At 38.6% G+C, this 18,423-nt stretch carries 13 protein-coding genes; 5 read left to right on the top strand and 8 right to left on the bottom strand.

Annotated features, from left to right (window positions below):
• Nucleotides 1–28: 28 nt before the first annotated feature.
• From FHS59_RS09180 to FHS59_RS09210, 7 genes are all read right to left on the bottom strand, one after another.
• Nucleotides 29–1,375, bottom strand: a complete 1,347-nt coding sequence (locus tag FHS59_RS09180; protein ID WP_184494851.1) for a TolC family protein — start codon at nt 1,373–1,375, stop codon at nt 29–31.
• Nucleotides 1,375–4,437: an efflux RND transporter permease subunit gene (locus FHS59_RS09185; protein ID WP_184494852.1), complete on the bottom strand. Its 3,063-nt coding sequence runs from the start codon at nt 4,435–4,437 to the stop codon at nt 1,375–1,377. Before FHS59_RS09185 ends, FHS59_RS09180 begins: the two co-directional genes overlap by 1 nt.
• A 1-nt stretch (nt 4,438) precedes the next feature.
• Nucleotides 4,439–5,521 carry an efflux RND transporter periplasmic adaptor subunit gene (locus tag FHS59_RS09190; RefSeq protein ID WP_184494853.1) on the bottom strand — a complete coding sequence of 361 codons (1,083 nt, stop codon included), beginning with the start codon at nt 5,519–5,521 and terminating at the stop codon, nt 4,439–4,441.
• A gap of 21 nt (nt 5,522–5,542) precedes the next feature.
• The gene (locus FHS59_RS09195; protein ID WP_184494854.1) at nt 5,543–6,325 is read right to left on the bottom strand and encodes an alpha/beta fold hydrolase; all 783 of its coding nucleotides are present in this window, start codon (nt 6,323–6,325) and stop codon (nt 5,543–5,545) included.
• A gap of 150 nt (nt 6,326–6,475) precedes the next feature.
• Nucleotides 6,476–7,549, bottom strand: a complete 1,074-nt coding sequence (locus tag FHS59_RS09200) for a DUF481 domain-containing protein (RefSeq protein ID WP_184494855.1) — start codon at nt 7,547–7,549, stop codon at nt 6,476–6,478.
• Nucleotides 7,537–8,601: a DUF481 domain-containing protein gene (locus tag FHS59_RS09205; protein ID WP_184494856.1), complete on the bottom strand. Its 1,065-nt coding sequence runs from the start codon at nt 8,599–8,601 to the stop codon at nt 7,537–7,539. The genes FHS59_RS09200 and FHS59_RS09205 overlap by 13 nt, the downstream gene beginning before the upstream one ends.
• A gap of 88 nt (nt 8,602–8,689) precedes the next feature.
• Nucleotides 8,690–11,959, bottom strand: coding sequence for a TonB-dependent receptor (locus FHS59_RS09210; RefSeq protein ID WP_184494857.1), 3,270 nt, complete (start codon nt 11,957–11,959; stop codon nt 8,690–8,692).
• Between the two features lie 343 nt (nt 11,960–12,302).
• Here FHS59_RS09210 and FHS59_RS09215 point away from each other — a divergent pair, with 343 nt between their 5' ends.
• On the top strand, nt 12,303–12,995 hold the full coding sequence (locus FHS59_RS09215; protein ID WP_184494858.1) for a lysoplasmalogenase: 693 nt from the start codon (nt 12,303–12,305) through the stop codon (nt 12,993–12,995).
• 28 nt (nt 12,996–13,023) lie between these two features.
• Complete coding sequence (locus FHS59_RS09220; RefSeq protein WP_184494859.1) at nt 13,024–13,242, top strand: DUF3820 family protein; 219 nt, start codon at nt 13,024–13,026, stop codon at nt 13,240–13,242.
• A 23-nt stretch (nt 13,243–13,265) separates the two neighbouring features.
• Here the strand turns inward: FHS59_RS09220 and aspS are convergent, their stop codons facing one another.
• Nucleotides 13,266–15,020 carry an aspartate--tRNA ligase gene (gene aspS, locus FHS59_RS09225; protein WP_184494860.1) on the bottom strand — a complete coding sequence of 585 codons (1,755 nt, stop codon included), beginning with the start codon at nt 15,018–15,020 and terminating at the stop codon, nt 13,266–13,268.
• 383 nt (nt 15,021–15,403) lie between these two features.
• On the opposite strand from aspS, the gene FHS59_RS09230 reads away from it, so the two are divergent.
• The 3 genes from FHS59_RS09230 to FHS59_RS09240 all read left to right on the top strand — a co-directional run bounded on the left by FHS59_RS09230 (nt 15,404) and on the right by FHS59_RS09240 (nt 18,408).
• Nucleotides 15,404–16,723: a M23 family metallopeptidase gene (locus FHS59_RS09230; protein WP_184494861.1), complete on the top strand. Its 1,320-nt coding sequence runs from the start codon at nt 15,404–15,406 to the stop codon at nt 16,721–16,723.
• 147 nt (nt 16,724–16,870) lie between these two features.
• Entirely contained in the window at nt 16,871–17,245 is a 375-nt protein-coding gene (locus FHS59_RS09235; RefSeq protein ID WP_184494862.1) for a hypothetical protein, read from the top strand.
• Nucleotides 17,246–17,289: 44 nt separating this feature from the next.
• A complete protein-coding gene (locus tag FHS59_RS09240; protein WP_184494863.1) occupies nt 17,290–18,408 on the top strand; it encodes a cytochrome-c peroxidase in 1,119 nt (372 codons plus the stop codon).
• The last annotated feature ends 15 nt before the right edge of the window (nt 18,409–18,423 follow it).

Below are 18,423 nucleotides of genomic sequence, written 5' to 3' on the forward strand. Positions count from 1 at the left end.
CCTGATCAAATCAGGCTCATTTCGTTTTTTAATCTTCTGTAGGCAGGTTTAAATCCTCAAAACTATTCTGGAAAAATATCCTTCCGGAAAGCCGCATCAATTCTATCTCCATCTCCTTAATATTGAAGATTGAGGTAATCAAACGATTCTCCGCAGTCAATAAATTGACCTGAGCATCACGGAATTCTAGGTATGAGGAAATACCCAACCTGAATCTTTCTAAAGCGATATCGGTGTTCTCTCTGGCTACTTCGTAGTTCTTTTTCTCAATCTCCAATAAGTCCCGATTTGTCTTATAAGTATTGAAAGCTCTGTGAATATCGGACTTCAACTGAATCTCATATTGATCCAAAGCATAACCTTGCAGCTTTTGCTGGACTCTCGCATTCTGAATTCTTCTGTTGAGTGTAAATCCACTAAAAAGATTCATTGTAATGTTCCCACCGAAATTAAAACCTTCTCTTTGGTTTTGAAGCAAGAAACCCGCATCTGAATTTGAAGTATTATTCACATAACTACCATTCAGATTGATTTGAGGCAAGCGTGAAGCTTGCAATTCTCTCATCTCAAGAAAGGCAACGTTTTCCTGACGCTGGGTGATCAGCAACTGTTTGTTATCGATAAAGGCATTTTCTTCCAGATCCATCAACATCAATGGCTCTCCCACTGTGATGGTATCATTGACTGCAAATTGGGTATCCGGACTCAATGCCATCAATTCATTCAAGTTAATTCTTGCTGCATTGATGATCTGTTCTTGATTAACCAATAATGTCAAATCCGAATTGTAATCTACTTCGGCAGTTAGAAAATCTCTTTTGCCTGCTCCACCCAACTGGTATTGAGCCTCAGCAATATCCAATCTAGACTGGCTGAGCTCCAAGGTTCTTTTTAACACCTCATACCTCTGAAGTTCCAGAACCAAACGATAATAAGCAGATGAAATAGATGCTACGGTATTTTCTACGGCAATCTTAGCATCTAATTCAGAGATCTCAGTCAACTGACCCAATCGCTTCATTGTCACGATGGATTCAGGTTGGAAGCCATAAATACCGACTACCGTAAAGTTCTCGTTTCTAGATTTTGCGTCATTGATAGTCCGAGGTTCTGGCTCATTTACAAAACGCTGCTCAACATCCTCCTTACTGAAATTCCTGGTATAAGTTGCATCCAATTGAGGAAGAAAAGATTCCCCAAATCCAATTTTTTCATTCCCTTCGGTGAAGCTGATATTCTCAACAGCAATTTTAATTTGAAGATTCTTCTCCAAACCGATCTGAATAGCTTTTTCCAGATCTAAAGCTTCTTCACCTTGGGCATAAACTACGGAACCTAGCATGCTCAAAAAGAGCACAGTAATCAATTTCTTCATCAAATTCTTGCTAATCTTCCTTCTTTGGAAGTGAGATATGTGTAAATGGCTGGGATAACAAACAGTGTCAAAATGGTGGCAAAAGTCAAACCTCCGATTACGGCTGCTCCCATTGGAACTCGGCTTTCTGCACCTGCTCCCAATCCCAAGGCAATTGGTAAAATACCTAGGATAGTGGATAAACTGGTCATTAAAATTGGTCTGAAACGAGCTACAGCAGCTCCATAAATCGCCTCATAAATTGACATTCCTGTAGCTTTCCTCTGATTGGCAAATTCCACGATAAGGATACCATTTTTCGTCACCAAACCTATCAACATAATAATACCGATCTGGCTAAAGATATTCAGCGTAAACCCTAAAGCCCAAAGTGTAAATAAGGCACCAAAAATTGCCAATGGAACAGTAAACATGATTGTTAATGGATCCATGAAACTTTCAAACTGGGCAGAAAGAACCAAATAGATCAGAATCAATGCAAATAAGAATGCAAAAAACAAACTATTAGAACTCTCTCTAAATTCTTTGGAAGGACCTGAAACATCTGTGGAAAAGGAATCATCTAAGACTTGGGCAGCAATTCTATCCATTTCCTCCAGTCCATCACCAATAGTATATCCTTCGGCAAGGTTAGCCGAAACTGTACCTGCCACAAATCGATTAAAACGGTATAATTGAGGTGGAGTACTTTTTTCTGTAACTGTAACCAGGTTATCCAACTGAACCAAGGAACCGTTTTCCGCACGCACATAAAGCATTCTCAGGTTCACCGGCTCATTTCTATCCTCCAATCGCATTTCACCTACTACTTGATATTGCTTTCCGTTTTTAATAAAGTAAGCGAATCGCTGACCAGAGTAGGATAGCTGTAATGTTCTGGCAATTTCCTGAACAGAAACTCCTATGTTTCTTGCTTTTGCTCTGTCGATCTCTATTTCCAATTCAGGTTTGGTGAATTTCAAATTGATATCAGAGAAAATAAATACAGGGCTTTTTCCTACTTCAGCCATAAATGTTGGAATTACTTCCTTCAATTTATCCATGGTTGGCGCCTGCAAAACATACTGAATAGGAAGACCTCCACGGCTATTACCGATCGACTGAGCCTGGGAAGCAAAAGCTTTCACCCCAGAATATTTCTTCAACTTCTGGTTTATTTCATTGAAATATTCACCCTGGGTTTTCTCCCTGTTTTCTGCATCTGTGAGAATAAAGCGAACAAATCCGGAATTTGTACTGGATGAGCCAAAACCTGGAGAAGTTACAGAGACCATTCCCCTAACTTCATCCTTTGGATAATCTGCTTTAAAATCCGTGACCATCTGATCAATAATCTGATCCATATAACTAAATGTCGCGCCCTCAGGTCCACTCATTCGGATTACAATTTCCCCACGATCTTCTGTAGGTGCAAGCTCCGTAGGAATTTGATTAAACAACCAATAGATCCCAAAACCCATAAAACCAATTAGAATAAATGAAACCCAACGGAATTTCATAAATCCACTAAGCATGCGGTCGTAGCCATCATTTAGCCAAACAAAAATCGGCTCTGTCAGATTGTAAAATTTGTTATGTTTTTCCCTCTTCTTAAGAAACTTGGAACTCAACATTGGCGTCATGGTCAAAGCCACAAAAGAAGAAATAATCACTGCCCCAGCTACGACAATTCCAAACTCACGAAAAAGTCGACCAGTGGTACCTGTAAGGAAGATCACAGGAAGAAATACAGCCGCCAGTGCAACGGTAGTAGCGATTACAGCAAAAAATATCTCCTCTGAACCTTTTTCTGCTGCTTCTTGAGGATTCTCGCCTTTTTCTATACGTGAATAGATATTTTCTAACACCACAATTGCATCATCTACCACCAGACCGATGGATAATACAATTCCCAAAAGCGTCAGGACATTGATAGAGAAATCCATCAGGTACATGACAAAAAACACCCCAATCAATGAGATAGGAATAGTTAAAACCGGAATAAAAGTGGTCCTCCAGTCTCTCAGGAAAAGGAAAATGATCGCAACTACAAGAATAAATGCCGTGATAATAGTTTCCTGGACTTCGGCAATAGAGCTTCGGATATAGCTGGTTTTATCAAATCCAATCTCCAAACCTACATCTGAAGGCAGGTCCTTCTCTATAAATTCCAGCCTTCTATAAAATTCGTCAGCAATCTCTATACTGTTTGAACCAGGAAGAGGTACCAAAACCACCCCTACCATCGGCACTCCGTCTCGCTTCAAAATACTTCTTTCGTTCAATGCTGCCAGCTCGGCCTTACCAATATCCTGAAAGCGAACAATATTGTTTTGATCTTCCTTGATAATTAGATCATTGAATTCCTGGGGAGTACTCAATCTACTTTTGGTACGAACCGATAACTCTATTGTCTCTCCCTCAATTTTCCCAGAAGGCAATTCCACATTTTCGCTTTGTACTTTTGACAATACGTCCAAAGGAGTTACTCCATAAGATGCCATTTTCAATGGATCCATTCTCAGACGGATCGCATATTCTTTTTCTCCCCAAATCTGTACTCTACTGACTCCTGGGATGGTCTGAAGCCTTTCTTTAAAAATATTCTCAGCTATATCAGAAAGATCCAAAAGGCTTCTTTCATCACTTTTCACATTTAAGAAAACGATCGGCTCAGAATCTGCATCTGCTTTGGAAACCACAGGCGGTTCAGCATCTGGCGGTAGATTCCGTTGCGCACCTGATACTTTATCCCTTACGTCATTTGCCGCTGCTTCCAAATCAGCTCCCACATCAAATTCAACAGTAATACTACTACCTCCGTCATTACTCGTCGATGTTAAAGATTTGATACCCTGGATCCCGTTTATAGCCTCTTCTAATGGCTCGGTGATTTGGGCTTCGATCACATCTGCATTTGCCCCAACGTAAGTGGTTCTTACGTTAATTACCGGAGGATCGACACTAGGGAACTCTCTAATTCCCAAAAGGGAAATCCCTATGGCACCAAAAAGCATGATGACCAAAGACATCACGATAGCCAGTACCGGTCTGTTTACACTAATATTTGATAAACTCGCCATGTTAGTTGATTTGGGTAAATTCTACAGGAGTGCCTGTAGCCGCTTGCAATACACCTGTGGTAAGCACCAGATCACCTTCATTTAAACCACTAAGGATTTGAACTTGAGTGTCTGTACGTGTACCGATTTCAACTGATCTCTCTTCAGCTTTGCTATCAGCACCAACGACAAAAACTTTGTATCCCTGAAGTTCAGGAATAATTGCCTCAGAAGGAACCATGAATGCATCTTCAGTCTCGCCTAATACGTAGCGAATACGAACGAACATTCCTGGCAAAAACTTTCTTCCTTTATTAGGACTTTCAGCTCTTAATTTCAATGTTCGGGTAGCCGCATCAATTTGATTTTCAAATGCATATACTTTTCCTTTTACTTCTTCCTGCGCCGCCTCATTGGAAAAGAAAATTTCAGATCCGGCAGTCACTTGATTGGCATATCTTTCAGGAATGGAAAACTCGATTTTAATCGGATCGATATTCACGAAGTTTGCAATGATATCACTGGTTCCAATTACACTTCCCTCACTGACCTGTCTTAATCCCAGTATACCATTAAACGGTGCTCTCACGATGGTTTTTGCCAATTGAGCCTCCACCAATTTCAGATCGGAAAGAGTCGTATTATATTGATTCAATACAATGTCATACTCTTCCTGGCTAATCGCTTCTCTGGCCAACAATTGCTTTTGTCTGTTTTCCTGGCTTTCAAAAAGCTTCTGGGTATACTCCAATCGCTGATGCTGCGCCTGCAGTTCATCATCATTTAAATAAAGTAATGGAGTTCCTTTGGTTACATACTGACCTTCGTTGAAAGTAATTCTAGTAACAAGGCCTGAAACCTCAGGTCGTAAATCCACTGATTCATTTGGAAGGATGGTACCTGTTACAGAAAGCTGATTTCTCAATGTTTCTTTTTGAATTTTCACCACTTTCACCGGCAAAACAGTAGGGGCACCCGGTCCTGCTCCTGAAGCAGCAACACTTGCCTCGTTGGAATTACGATTGTCCAGCCTTGGATATAAAAAAGCTGCAATAACGATGAGGATGATCCCGACAATCAGGATAATCTTGGTCTGGTTTTTCATAAATAATGAAAGTACTCCGGTTTAGGTTTGTCCTTTAATAAATGTCAAAGCATACTGATTAAATCGTTTTGGCTGCTCCACATTGACTACGTGGCCACATTTCTCTACAATTTTCAGTATAGAATTTTTATGAATTTCAACGATCTTCTTTACTGACTCTAAAAACATCACATCTTGATCTCCCATCACATACAGCGTAGGAATATCAATTGCTTTTTCCTTAAAGAATTTCAACAAAGGGTTGATATCCTTGGTCAGTTTAAACCAGCGGATAAATTCCTTTTGGCATAACTTTTTAGCCTCTCTAATAAATAGATTTCTGGATTCTTCGTGTTGCTTTTTTGGCATGATGATAAAAGCAAACAAGCTGTAAAGCCACATGTAAGGAATAAATCTCTTAAATGTATTGCCAAGAAAAACCAGAAATCTGGACTTGATATTCAACTTGGTAATGGCTCCAGCCAGCACCAATGATTTTACCCTTTGTGGTTCCATTTCTGCCAGATTTCTAGCCAGAATGGTTCCTAAAGATACACCAGCAAAATGGGCCGGAGGTATCTCTTTTTCATCCAACACTTCAATAATATCCCGGGTAATTTCCTGAAAAGTATATTCCTCGTTCCAGATGGCCTGGGGTAGATCCGATGACTTTCCATGGCCTCTAAGATCTATCAGCAACAAGTTGAAATGCTGTTTGAATTCTTTCAACTGTTTAAACCAAACTACCGAAGACCCGCCGGCACCATGAATGAAGACTACCCACTCCGAACTTTGAGGATGAATATAACTTTTACTATAAAGCATACAGTTCTAACACCCGAAGGATAATAAGGTTGTCGGAATTTAAATTTAGCGGGATAATTTTTGATTAATGGCAAAAAACATACTGGAGGCAAATCTTCACCATCAATGGAAAAAAAAGAGGATGTTTTATTTCGTAATTCTCCGAAAAACTTAAAATTTCCACCCAAGGGTACTTTGTATCACATAATCAAAATCTGTGGCGCCTTCGGCAGGCATATTATCATAGTTCATGGACACTCCTAATTTCAGAAAAAAGTCATCGATAAAGTTATAAGTCACATTGACTCTGGCATCAGTACGATATCTCCCTTTATCCGAAAAACTTTTATAACCTATCAAACTTCCTGTGAGGTTAAAAACTCCCACATCAAAAAAGTTTAAATCCGTGGCCAGAATAGCCTCAATACTTTGATTGGCCGGAAGTTCACTCTGAAATTTTTCGCTGTTGTTATTAACCCCAGCCTGCAAATTCCAATAGGAATGATTGGTATGAATCAGGTATTTACCTAAACCGACTACTGTGTTTGATCTGAGTTTCAACAACTGCTGGGTATTGCTCAATAAGTATTCAGATCCAAATAAGAACCAATCATTTGGAAGAAAAAACAAAACCATCCCACCTACTTCATATCTCTTAATCGCTGAGGTAGATTCCTGAATGGATCGAATGGCATTAAATGAAAAAATCCCAGCCCAGCTATTCCCATTATAATTTAAATGGCTTAAAACAGAAAATTGCCTGAGCTTATTAGAGCGGGCCAAGTTAAAGCCCAAACTGATGTCTCCATTTATTCTGCTGACTGATGATTCATTGATTTTATTCAAGAGAACCAGCTGATCTTTTTCCAGAACAATCTGATTTTGATCATCCAGATCTATCATTTTTTGAGCTCTGGAATTCGGGTTTATTGCTGTTATTTGAATGGAATCTTTCGAAATTGAATTCACCGACCCCTCTAACCTTTCCCCATTCTCTAATGAAATAAAAAATATATTGGGGCTTTTGATCGAGGAAACCTCTTTCCACTTAACCTGTATATCTACATTGGAATAAACTGTTTTGATGAAAACAATCCCCTTATCCAAATAAGAAATCTTTCCTACAATTATATCCTCATTAGAAAGTCGAAGGGTGTCATTCTGAGCTTGAAGTGAAAAGCTAAACCCTCCAATAAATCCTATTAAATAAAAGAAGGGGATTAACCTTCCTTTTACAAACTCCATCCGACCGTAGTTTGAAATATATAATCGAGTTGGGTGGCTCCTTCAATAGGTCTATTATCATAGTTCATGGTAGTGCCCAATTTTACATAGAAATCATCCAAAAACTCGTATTTAACATCTAGCCTGAAATCCGTTCTAAATCTGCCGGATTCGGAAAAGCTCGGATAGGCTATTACCTGACTGAATAAACTCAAATCACCAATGTCATACAAGTTTAACTCCGACCCAATAAATGCTTCCCCTGTCTTTCTGCTTGGAGTATCATCCAAGTAAGTTTCATTGTTAAAGTTGACCCCTGTCTGAAAACCAAAGTAAGTTCTATTGGTATGAACCACATATTTACCAATACCGACTTTATTACCTGTTCTAAGTTTGATCAACTGTTCGGTATTCGATAAAAAGGTGATGTTGTAAAGTAAAAACCAATCTTTAGGCAAAAAATAGTTAAAGGTAAAATCCGCATCGGTTCTTTTGACAGGATCTACTTCATCTTGGTTAGAACGAAGGGAATTGAAGGTGGCATTTGCTTTCCAACGATCAGCCAAATATCCCAATCCACTTCTGACGTTAAATTGTCTCAGATTATTTGCTCTGGTCAAGCTCCAACCCAAATCAATATTTGCTGAAAGTCGACTCCAAAAGCCATCATCAAGCGCATTTAAATAAACTACATCGGCAATTGGTACCGAAGCCTTTCCCCCACCGAGATCCTCCGTGTTTGATTTTTTTCTACGGAGTCTCAGAATATTTTCTGGATCATACGTATCTATTTCTATGGTCTCGGCATCGATACTATTAATGGTTCCATTATAACGCTTACCATTAGTCAGTGTAATCAAGTATTTGGTTTTTGAAAAAATATGAGAAATACCATCCCAGGAGATTTTAAAGTCAGAATCACTGTAATCTGTTTCAATAGTAAGGACACCTTTATCCATACTTTTGATTTCACCGATTATGACATCTTTATTTTTCAGAATTAAAGAGTCGGTTTGAGAATAGACTTGAATAGAAAAGCCAAAGGCCAAAAGCATCAGTAAAATTCTTCTCATAGTTGAATGGTTCTAAAAATTATAATGATAAAAATAAAAAAAAACACCTCTAAAAAGAGGTGTTTTTTAAAATTGTTTTGATTTTCAATTAGTTGAAAATGTATCTAACACCAACTTGCATTCTCCAGGTATCACCAATAGAAGTGGTATTTCGGAAAGTTTCAGTTGGGAAATCACTTGTCCCTGGAATTGTATTTAATCTATATTCTGGTTGACCAGCACTATTTACTCCTCTATAGTTAAGTAGGTTCTGCTGATAAGCGAATTTTTGGATTCCCCATGAGGAATTAAACATATTTCCAATGTTTAGGATATCAATAGAAAGTTGAAGCTTATTTTTTTGATCTTTAGATAAAACAATATCCTCTGTAATTCTTAAGTCAAATCTATTTACAAAAGGTCTAACAGCACCATTTCTTTCTGCGACTGAACCTCTGTTTTCGCTTAGGTATTCATCTTGATCAATATAATCATTCAGCAACTGAGCTTGCTCTGCTGCTGTCACAGTTCTACCTCCAACAGTAAATTCCTGAAAGTTCAACTCATTGGCATTGGTTGGAATGTACATCAGTCTGTTAGATGCGTCTCCAAAGTTTCCAGAATAAGTGTAAGAGAATCTTCCGGCATCCGATCCTTCATAGAAAATGGATATGGTTGTATTATCTGTCTGATAGGCCAAATTGGCGATAACTCTATTAGGAATATCAAATCCTGCAAAACTTAATTCAGGATCATTTCGGTCAGATTGTACTGTCGCTGGCCACAGAGAGATAGCTTGAGATCCACTGGATGCATCTAAATCTCTAGATCTTGATCTGGTATAAGCAACCATTGTAGAAAATCCATTTTCAAATTGCTTTTGAAGTTGTGCAGTTATAGAATAATAATCTGCTTTTCTCTGTGCATTTGTTAAATAGAATACATTTCTAAAATCATCATCATTGGAATAGTTACTTCCTTCCCAATAAGGTCTCTGATCTGGACCTGTGAAAGTTCCATCTGGAGTTCTTACTACAGGATTGTATGCAATTGGTGTAGAAACATCTTTAGAGTAAATGAATTCTAAAGTACCGATAATTCCGAAAGGCAATACCTGATCAACTGCAAGGTTGGATCTCCAAACTTGTGGAAGTTTGAAATTTTTATCAGTTAGGTTCAATTCATTAGATAATGATTGACCTGGGTTTTCCGGGTTACCGTAGGTAACGTCAGGATTGAAAACATAGTTAGGACCCAAAGCCTCTACTACATCGTCTCCTTCATATCCAAGACCGCCTCTCACTACACCTGAACCGTTTACTTGATTGGATAACCAAACAAAAGGAATTCTTCCTGAGAAAATACCTGTACCTCCACGAACTTGGGTTGTTCTATCACCTTTCACATCCCAGTTCACTCCCACTCTTGGAGACCAAAGAGGATTCACTTTTGGGAATTGACTTACATCTGGTGTAATAGTTCCATCAGGAGTTTCAAAAGTTTTGTTCAAATCATCCAACAAATCATTGGAAGGGATGTCAATTGGATAGAATGGGAAATCAATTCTCAAACCTCCAGTAACCTTTAAATTCTGAGTTACTTGATATTCATCCTGTACGTAGAATCCGATTTGACCAAAATTAGTATTATCCACTGGTGGAGTGGTGGAACCATCCAATGCATATCCTTTAGCAAACGCTTCTGGGTATGCACCAGGAGTTTTATTAATTACAGAAGCTACAAAATCATCATAGGAATTGAATCGGTAAAATCCATTAAACACAGGGTTGAAGGCATTTTTGAATGTCATATACTCAAAATTGACCCCAAAAGTGTAAGTATGATTTCCTTTATATAGAGAGAAATTATCAGTGAAATTGAAGATATTATTTTCCAACAAGTTACCAACAGTAAATAACTCATTTCCCATAGACATATAATATAGTAAGTTACCAGATGCATCTGGCTCCAATACTTCAATAAATGGAAAATCTTGTCCGCCTGGGATTCCTCTCTTTGGATCAGTAATAGATGTATATCCTACGTTGACTTGATTGGACATATTTACACCAATTCTAGAGTTAAGTTCTGCAACCCAAGACTGTACTTTTCTATCATTAGTATAGTTTGCATTCCTGAAATTCATTGCTTCAATTCCAGTTCTATCTGTATTTCTATATCTGGTAGATATATATCTTACTGAGTTACCGTTTGTTGGTACATCAGTAAATGCTGAGTAATTATTGTATCTAAGAGAAACCTTATGATTGTCATTAATATTCCAATCCAACCTTGCATTGAATCTTTCCTGCTCTGAAGCAAAAGAATAATTCTCATAAGGACCAGCTTCATACCCATACAACTGAGATAGGCTTTCTCTAACAAAGTCCAATTGAGAAGCTGGAACTCTTGAAACAGTCAAACCATCCGGTTCTAAACCTGGTCGAGAAGCAACTTTTGTAAAGCTAGGAACAGCTTCCGTCTCCTTTTCATAAGAGACAAAGAAGAATACTTTGTTTTTAATTATTGGTCCACCTAATCTAAATCCGGCAATTTCATTTTTTGAATCACCAACATTTAGTCTGGTATCCCCCACCTTATCACCGATCATTTGATCATTTCTTAAAAAATAATAGGCTGATCCTGAAAAATCATTTGTACCTGATTTAGTAATTGCGTTCACAGATGCTCCAGTAAAACCTGCTTGTCTAACATCAAATGGAGCCAGATTAACCTGCACTTCCTCAATTGCATCAAGAGATATTGGGTTAGCTCCTGCGAATTGACCGGATCCTAGTCCAAAGTTATTGTTGTAAATATTACCATCAATGGTGTAATTATTAAATCTGCTAGAAGTTCCCGCAAATGAAGTCCCATTAGATTGTGGAGTAAGGCGGGTGAAATCATTTATACTTCTGTTCACTGTTGGCAATGAATTGATCTTTTCATTGTTAAGGTTCAAAGATGCCCCTGTACGATCCGAATTCATAATCGCATCTTTACTAGCGATCACCTCAACAACGTCTAATTCCATTCCATCGTTTAACTGGACATTCAATGTATACGTTGATCCTAAACCTAATACAATGCCATCAAACGATCTTTCTTCATACCCTACAAAAGAAACAACCACATGGTATGGCCCACCTACTCTCATGTTTGGAAGAAAAAATCTTCCTTCTAAGTTACTAACTGCACCATAGCGCGTACCTGATGGTTCGTGTGTAGCTACAATATTAGCACCTGGGAGAGATTCCCCCGTTTCGTCAATGACAGATCCTTGAATGTTAGCTGTTGTAACGCCTTGGGAAAAAGCGGTACCATAACTCACCACAAGGAAAATAAATGACAACAAATTCCTCAGTAAATTTTGCCTCATAATTAATTTGTTTTGATATAAGTTGGTTTTGAAATGTAATTCAATGCAAAAGTAATTTTGTGAATCGGCAATCTTGGGTACTTACTGTTAAGTTTCACGGTACGAATTTCACACTTTTTAACATTAATTTAATATATGAAAGCAAATTATATTCTATAATTTTTAAATTTTCTGTCAATTTTTTATTGATTAGATCAATTTTTTACTGGAATATTGAAATAATCAATTGAAAATTGAAATTGTCCAAATGTAGAAAATATCCAAAAAACCAAAATACAATTTCGCGACAGGCCTCATTGCCAAAAATTTCAATTGAATACCCCGTAAAAACAAATCATCCTTCATGAAAAGAAATAAAAATTTTGCTTGGCTTTATATCTTTCTATTTGCCACATTAATTGACATGGTTTTTCTTCTTGAAGGGAAAAATGAGTTTAGATATTTTTCTAAGCCTCTGATTTTGGCGGGTTTAATTTTATATTTTTTTAAAATCACCAAACCGATTGCCAGCACTTTACTGACCAAAACCGTCTTGAGTGCTTTGATTTTTTCATGGATCGGTGACATTCTTTTATTGTGGCCACAGTTATTTGCTTTTGGCTTAGGTGCATTTCTAATCGCTCATGTATGCTACATCATTGCTTTTAAAGTCGCTCAGAAAAACCCAGGTCATATTGGCCAGGTAAATTTCATCAAAACATTCTTCTTCAACCTCCCCTTTTATATCCTTGCGGCATTTGTTTACTATCTGATCCAACCGAATCTGGGAGTATTAAAAATTCCAGTGATCATTTATGTAATTGCTATCGTATCGATGGTCACTACTGCCAGAGAGCGATTTGGAAAATCCCATCATTCAAGTTTTTGGCAAGTAATGATCGGTGCCGCTTTATTTTTTATCTCAGATGGAATTCTGGCGATTGATCGATTTTACATGGGATTTCCAGAAGCCGGGATATTAATTATGGGAAGTTATGCTGTTGCCCAGTTATTGATTGTGATGGGAATTCGAAGTCATTTAATTCAACCTCAATAAGAAAAATTGCATTTCCAGCTTTTATAAAATGGACAAACAAATCCTGATAGATTTAGTCACCAAGACCATGCCCTATGGCAAATACAAAGGAAGGCTTCTTTGTGATATCCCGGAACATTATCTGGTTTGGATGCATGGTCAAGGGTTCCCCGAAGGAAAACTTGGGATGTGGCTTCACACCCTTTATGAAATTCGACTGAATGGATTAGAAGATATTTTGAGAGAATTGAGGAAAAATTATAGATAAAAAAAGAGGCCGAAGCCTCTTTCTTAATTTTTCAGATTGACGAGAATCGAAAGCTCTTTCAATTGCTCATCGGCAATGGTACTTGGTGAATCAATCATCACGTCTCGTCCAGAATTATTTTTAGGGAAAGCGATGTAATCTCTAATGGAATCAGACCCTCCAAAAATTGCACAAAGGCGATCAAATCCAAAAGCAATTCCACCATGCGGAGGTGCTCCATATTCGAATGCTTCCATCAAAAACCCGAACTGCTTCTGCGCTTCTTCATCAGAAAAGCCAAGATGTTTGAACATCAACTGTTGGGTACCGCGGTCGTGAATTCTGATAGATCCTCCTCCTATTTCCACTCCGTTGATGACCAAATCATAGGCATTGGCACGAACAGCTCCTGGATCTGTATCCAAAAGCGGAATGTCTTCTTTCTTAGGTGAGGTAAATGGATGGTGCATGGCATGGAAACGGTTGGTTTCCTCGTCCCACTCCAAAAGAGGGAAATCTACCACCCAAAGTGGTTTGAAAACATTTCTATCTCTTAGTCCAAGGTCTTCACCCATTTTAAGACGAAGTTCGGAAAGTTGCTTTCTCACCTTATTTGCTTCACCACTTAGGATCAACATCAAGTCGCCCGGCTCAGCTGAAAAAGACTCTGCCCAAGCCTGAAGATCCTCGGCTGAATAGAATTTATCAACTGTTGACTTTATGCTACCATCAGCATTGTATTTGGCATAAACCATGCCTTTGGCTCCGATTTGAGGTCTTTTTACCCATTCCGTCAAAGCATCTAATTGCTTTCTGGTATACTCTGCAGCTCCTTTCGCACAAATCCCTACTACTAATTCAGCATCATCAAAAATACCGAATCCTTTTCCTTTAGCTACCTCATTCAGCTCTACAAATTTCATATCGAAACGAAGATCCGGTTTGTCATTACCGTAATATTTCATCGCATCAGCAAAGGTCATTCGCTTCACCTCTTCCAACTCCACTCCTTTCACATTTGCAAAAAGATGCTTGGTCAATCCTTCAAAAGTAGAAAGGATGTCTTCCTGCTCCACAAAAGCCATCTCGCAGTCAATCTGTGTAAATTCCGGCTGACGGTCCGCTCTCAAATCCTCATCTCTGAAGCATTTCACGATCTGGAAATACCTGTCAAATCCTGAAACCATCAACAATTGCTTGAAGGTCTGCGGAGATTGAGGCAATGCATAAAATTCTCCTGGATTCACACGGCTTGGAACAACAAAGTCTCTGGCTCCTTCCGGAGTGGATTTGATCAAAACCGGAGTTTCCACTTCAATGAAGTTTTGAGCGTCCATGTATTTACGGGTCTCCTGCATCATTTTATGACGCAGTTGTAGTTTTTCCCGAACGACATTCCTTCTCAAATCCAAATAACGGTATTTCATTCGCAGTTCATCACCCCCATCAGTCTCATCCTCAATGATAAAAGGAGGGACTTTGGCTGCGTTTAATACTTCAAGCTTAGAAACTTTAATTTCAATTGATCCAGTTGGAATCTTATCATTTTTGGAAGTTCGCTCAATGACAGTTCCAGTTGCCTGTACGACAAATTCACGTCCTAACTCGGCAGCTTTTTCAAGTAATTCTTTCTCACTGGAATCTTCTTCAAAAATCAACTGAGTCAATCCATAGCGATCTCTCAAATCAACCCAGATAAGGCCACCTTTATTTCTGACACGCTGAACCCAGCCAGCAAGTGTAACTTCTTGATCAACGTTTTCGAGGCGCAATTCGCCGCAAGTATGCGTTCTAAGCATGGTTTTAGTTTTTTTGGGAGGTCAAAGATAAAGAATTGAGGTTGAGTACACCATCATCTTTTTGGGATTCCTCATTTTTTTGGACAAAACTCTATGAAAAGCATTTTATTCCGGTGAATTCATTGAATTTTTTTTAATCTTTTTCAGATTAGGCAGGGAATTAGATAGGTGTAAACTGAAAATTTTAGATCGATCAGCCTAAGAAGTATCATCGACTGTAAAATTTATTTTTAGTGAATAATTAAAAATATTGCACAGTAGATTTTCGTTGGCATTATAGTTGGGCAAAAGGGGACACGAAGGAAATTGTCCCAAAACTTGGAAAATATTCCCTTTTTTCCTTGATTGAAGGTTATTCTATCATCCCAAAACTTTACAGATTAATGAACAAAAAATGGATCGTTGCTTCATCAGTGATTTTGACACTCGGTGCAGCGGCAATATTCCAATATTTAGGCTTTCCCTTAGAGAGTAAACCTGTATCGGTTCCTACCGAAGAATTGGTTGTAGAAGATGTTTCAAATGAAGTTTTTCTTTACGGAATCAATGTCACCGGACTCAATATTGTCGAGGGAACTGTCAGCAAAAACCAAACACTGGCTACCATTTTAGCCCCATTTAATGTTCCTTATCAAATCATCGATGAAATTGCCAAGAAATCAAAAGAGGTTTTTGATGTAAGGGGAATTGCTACCAATAAAAAATTCACGGTACTTACTCCTGCAGATACAGCTCAAGCACAGTTTTTTATTTATGAGCCAAATCCTGCAGAATATGTAGTATTCAATCTAGACTCCATGAATATCTACAAGGCTGAAAAGCCTGTGGAGTATGTACAAAAAGAAGTTGCTGGAATCATTGAAAGTAATCTTTCATCTGATATGTCAAAGCTAAATGTAGGCTATGATATTGTCGATCAGTTCGCGGATTTATATGGCTGGTCAGTAGATTTTGGAGCACTTCAGAAAGGCGATAAATTTAAAGTCGTTTATGAAGAGAAAATGATTGAGGGGAACGTAGTGGGTGTTGGTGATATCAAACTCGCTTACTTCGAACATCGTGGAGAACCTTTTCACGCCATCCCATTTGAGCAAAATGGAGAAATGAATTTCTTTGATCAGGACGGAAATAGTTTGAAAAAAGCGTTTTTGCGCGATCCTGTCAAATATACCCGAATCAGTTCCCGATACAATTTGAGAAGATTTCATCCAGTGCAAAAGAGATACAAAGCTCATTTAGGAACTGATTATGCTGCAGCAAAAGGCACAGAAATTCGTTCCGTTGGCGACGGAGTAGTCACTCATGCGACTTACACCTCTGCAAATGGAAATTATGTGAAAATCAAGCATAATGGAACTTACACCACTCAATATCTTCACATGTCAAAAATTGCTTCTGGTATGAAGCCTGGGCAGCGTGTTAAGCAAGGTCAGGTGATCGGATATGTGGGAAGCACGGGATTGGCGACAGGAAATCACCTTTGCTTTAGATTCTGGAAAAACGGCAAACAAGAGGATTGGTTGAGAGAAAAAATCCCACCTTCCGAGCCTATATTAGCTGCAAACAAAGCTGCTTTTGATAGCAAGAAGTTTGAATCCCTTCAGTTACTCGCCAATATCACTTATCCTGGTGAGGCTAAAAAGCTAGTGGCAAAAGCAGAGGAAATTCCTAGCATTCCTACTTTGAAAACGAAAACGGATTAAAATATTTTCCCAGAAGATTAAAAAAAGAGAAGCCTTTTGGCTTCTCTTTTTGTTTTAGAAAGAATCGGTTAAACTTTTTAAAGATTTTTTTAAAAAAATGATATCGGTCACATCTAACTGAAATTTTCTTCACTAGATTTGCGCCCAATGGTGAAAAGCACATTCTACATATGGCTTTGCGCTGTTCTAATGATGAATAGCATGGTGTATTCGGTGATCAAAGTGAGTTTCACGATGAACCAAAAATACATTATTGACAATTTCTGTGTCAATAAAGATAAGCCAATGATGAACTGTGATGGTAAGTGCTACCTTGCCACCAAGCTAAAAGAAGAGCAGGAAAGACAGGAAAATAAAACTGCCATCAGCTTTAGCCAGGATTTCGGGATTTACATCCAGCAACAATCCCTAACTTATCTTCATCCCACGAATTCCATTGAGCAGGTAGCTCATACATCTTTTTATCAAGACTGGTTTGGCCAAACCGAAAGCAAAGAAATCGACCATCCACCGCAAGTGTGATTTTTTGATCGAGTAACTGATTTCTTTTATAAAACCTTAAATACATGCGAATCCAAATTCCTGCTTGGCTGGGATTAGTCTGCGTGTGTGGCTTGATTTCCTGTGGAAATGAAATGGAAAGTCCTGTATCTGGACCAACTCAAATCTCCCTGAACTCACCGGATTATTTTCCGAACAATGTAGCCATGCCTGCTGACAATCCTTTGACGGAGCAAGGAGTACAGCTTGGGCGGATGCTTTTCTATGAGAAAAAGCTTTCTGCAGATGGCAGTATCTCCTGTGCCTCCTGTCACCAGCAACAAAAAGCCTTTTCAGATGGCAAACAATTTAGCTTTGGCGTCAATGAAGCTAAGGGTGATATGAATGCAATGTCGCTTTCCAATCTTCATTGGCAAAATCGATTCTTTTGGAATGGACGTGCAAAAACGCTTGAAGAGCAGGCTGTACAGCCCATTGAAGACGAAAGGGAAATGAATCTTCCAATTGAGGAAGCTGTCAAAAGGCTGGAAGCTGACACCAAATATCCCGCATTATTCAAAAATGCATTTGGCACTGAGGACATCAATGCTGAGTTGATTGGAAAGGCCTTGGCTCAGTTTGAACGAACGCTAATTTCTGCCAATTCAAAATTTGATGCCTGGATCAGAAATGAAGTTGAGCTTAGCCCTGAGGAAAAGCTGGGTATGGAGCTTTTCTTCACACATCCGGATCCTAAGTTGCAGCTTCGTGGTGGCAATTGTAGCGATTGTCATTTGGGTTTTCTAACTGCAGGAGATCCGAATGGATTTACAGGTTTTCACAATAATGGATTGGATGCTGAGGAGCATCTGGCCTCTGGTCTCCAGTCTGTAACTGGAAATCCATTTGACAAAGGAAAATTCAAAGCCCCAGGGTTAAGGAATATTGCATTGACCGCCCCTTATATGCACGATGGAAGATTTCAGACTTTGGAAGAAGTACTCGATCATTACAACGATCATATTCAAAACAGCCCTACACTGGACGTGTTGATTTTGGAAGCCAGCAATGAGCTTCCTGATGGAAGTGATGCCGTCAAACTGCATCTGAGCAAGGATGAAAGAAAGGCTATTATATCCTTTCTACACACCTTGACAGATCAGGAATTTATTACAAATCCAAAATTTTCAGACCCTTTTAATTAATTCTGATTTACAAAA

Origin of the sequence: Algoriphagus iocasae (genome assembly GCF_014206875.1) — a bacterium.
GTDB lineage: Bacteria > Bacteroidota > Bacteroidia > Cytophagales > Cyclobacteriaceae > Algoriphagus > Algoriphagus iocasae.

Bases quoted from the DNA above. Each gene is read 5' to 3' on its own strand.
- FHS59_RS09180 (WP_184494851.1), bottom strand. From the start codon at position 1,375: ATGAAGAAATTGATTACTGTGCTCTTTTTGAGCATGCTAGGTTCCGTA.
- FHS59_RS09185 (WP_184494852.1), bottom strand. From the start codon at position 4,437: ATGGCGAGTTTATCAAATATTAGTGTAAACAGACCGGTACTGGCTATC.
- FHS59_RS09190 (WP_184494853.1), bottom strand. From the start codon at position 5,521: ATGAAAAACCAGACCAAGATTATCCTGATTGTCGGGATCATCCTCATC.
- FHS59_RS09195 (WP_184494854.1), bottom strand. From the start codon at position 6,325: ATGCTTTATAGTAAAAGTTATATTCATCCTCAAAGTTCGGAGTGGGTA.
- FHS59_RS09200 (WP_184494855.1), bottom strand. From the start codon at position 7,549: ATGGAGTTTGTAAAAGGAAGGTTAATCCCCTTCTTTTATTTAATAGGA.
- FHS59_RS09205 (WP_184494856.1), bottom strand. From the start codon at position 8,601: ATGAGAAGAATTTTACTGATGCTTTTGGCCTTTGGCTTTTCTATTCAA.
- FHS59_RS09210 (WP_184494857.1), bottom strand. From the start codon at position 11,959: ATGAGGCAAAATTTACTGAGGAATTTGTTGTCATTTATTTTCCTTGTG.
- FHS59_RS09215 (WP_184494858.1), top strand. From the start codon at position 12,303: ATGAAAAGAAATAAAAATTTTGCTTGGCTTTATATCTTTCTATTTGCC.
- FHS59_RS09220 (WP_184494859.1), top strand. From the start codon at position 13,024: ATGGACAAACAAATCCTGATAGATTTAGTCACCAAGACCATGCCCTAT.
- aspS (WP_184494860.1), bottom strand. From the start codon at position 15,020: ATGCTTAGAACGCATACTTGCGGCGAATTGCGCCTCGAAAACGTTGAT.
- FHS59_RS09230 (WP_184494861.1), top strand. From the start codon at position 15,404: ATGAACAAAAAATGGATCGTTGCTTCATCAGTGATTTTGACACTCGGT.
- FHS59_RS09235 (WP_184494862.1), top strand. From the start codon at position 16,871: ATGGTGAAAAGCACATTCTACATATGGCTTTGCGCTGTTCTAATGATG.
- FHS59_RS09240 (WP_184494863.1), top strand. From the start codon at position 17,290: ATGCGAATCCAAATTCCTGCTTGGCTGGGATTAGTCTGCGTGTGTGGC.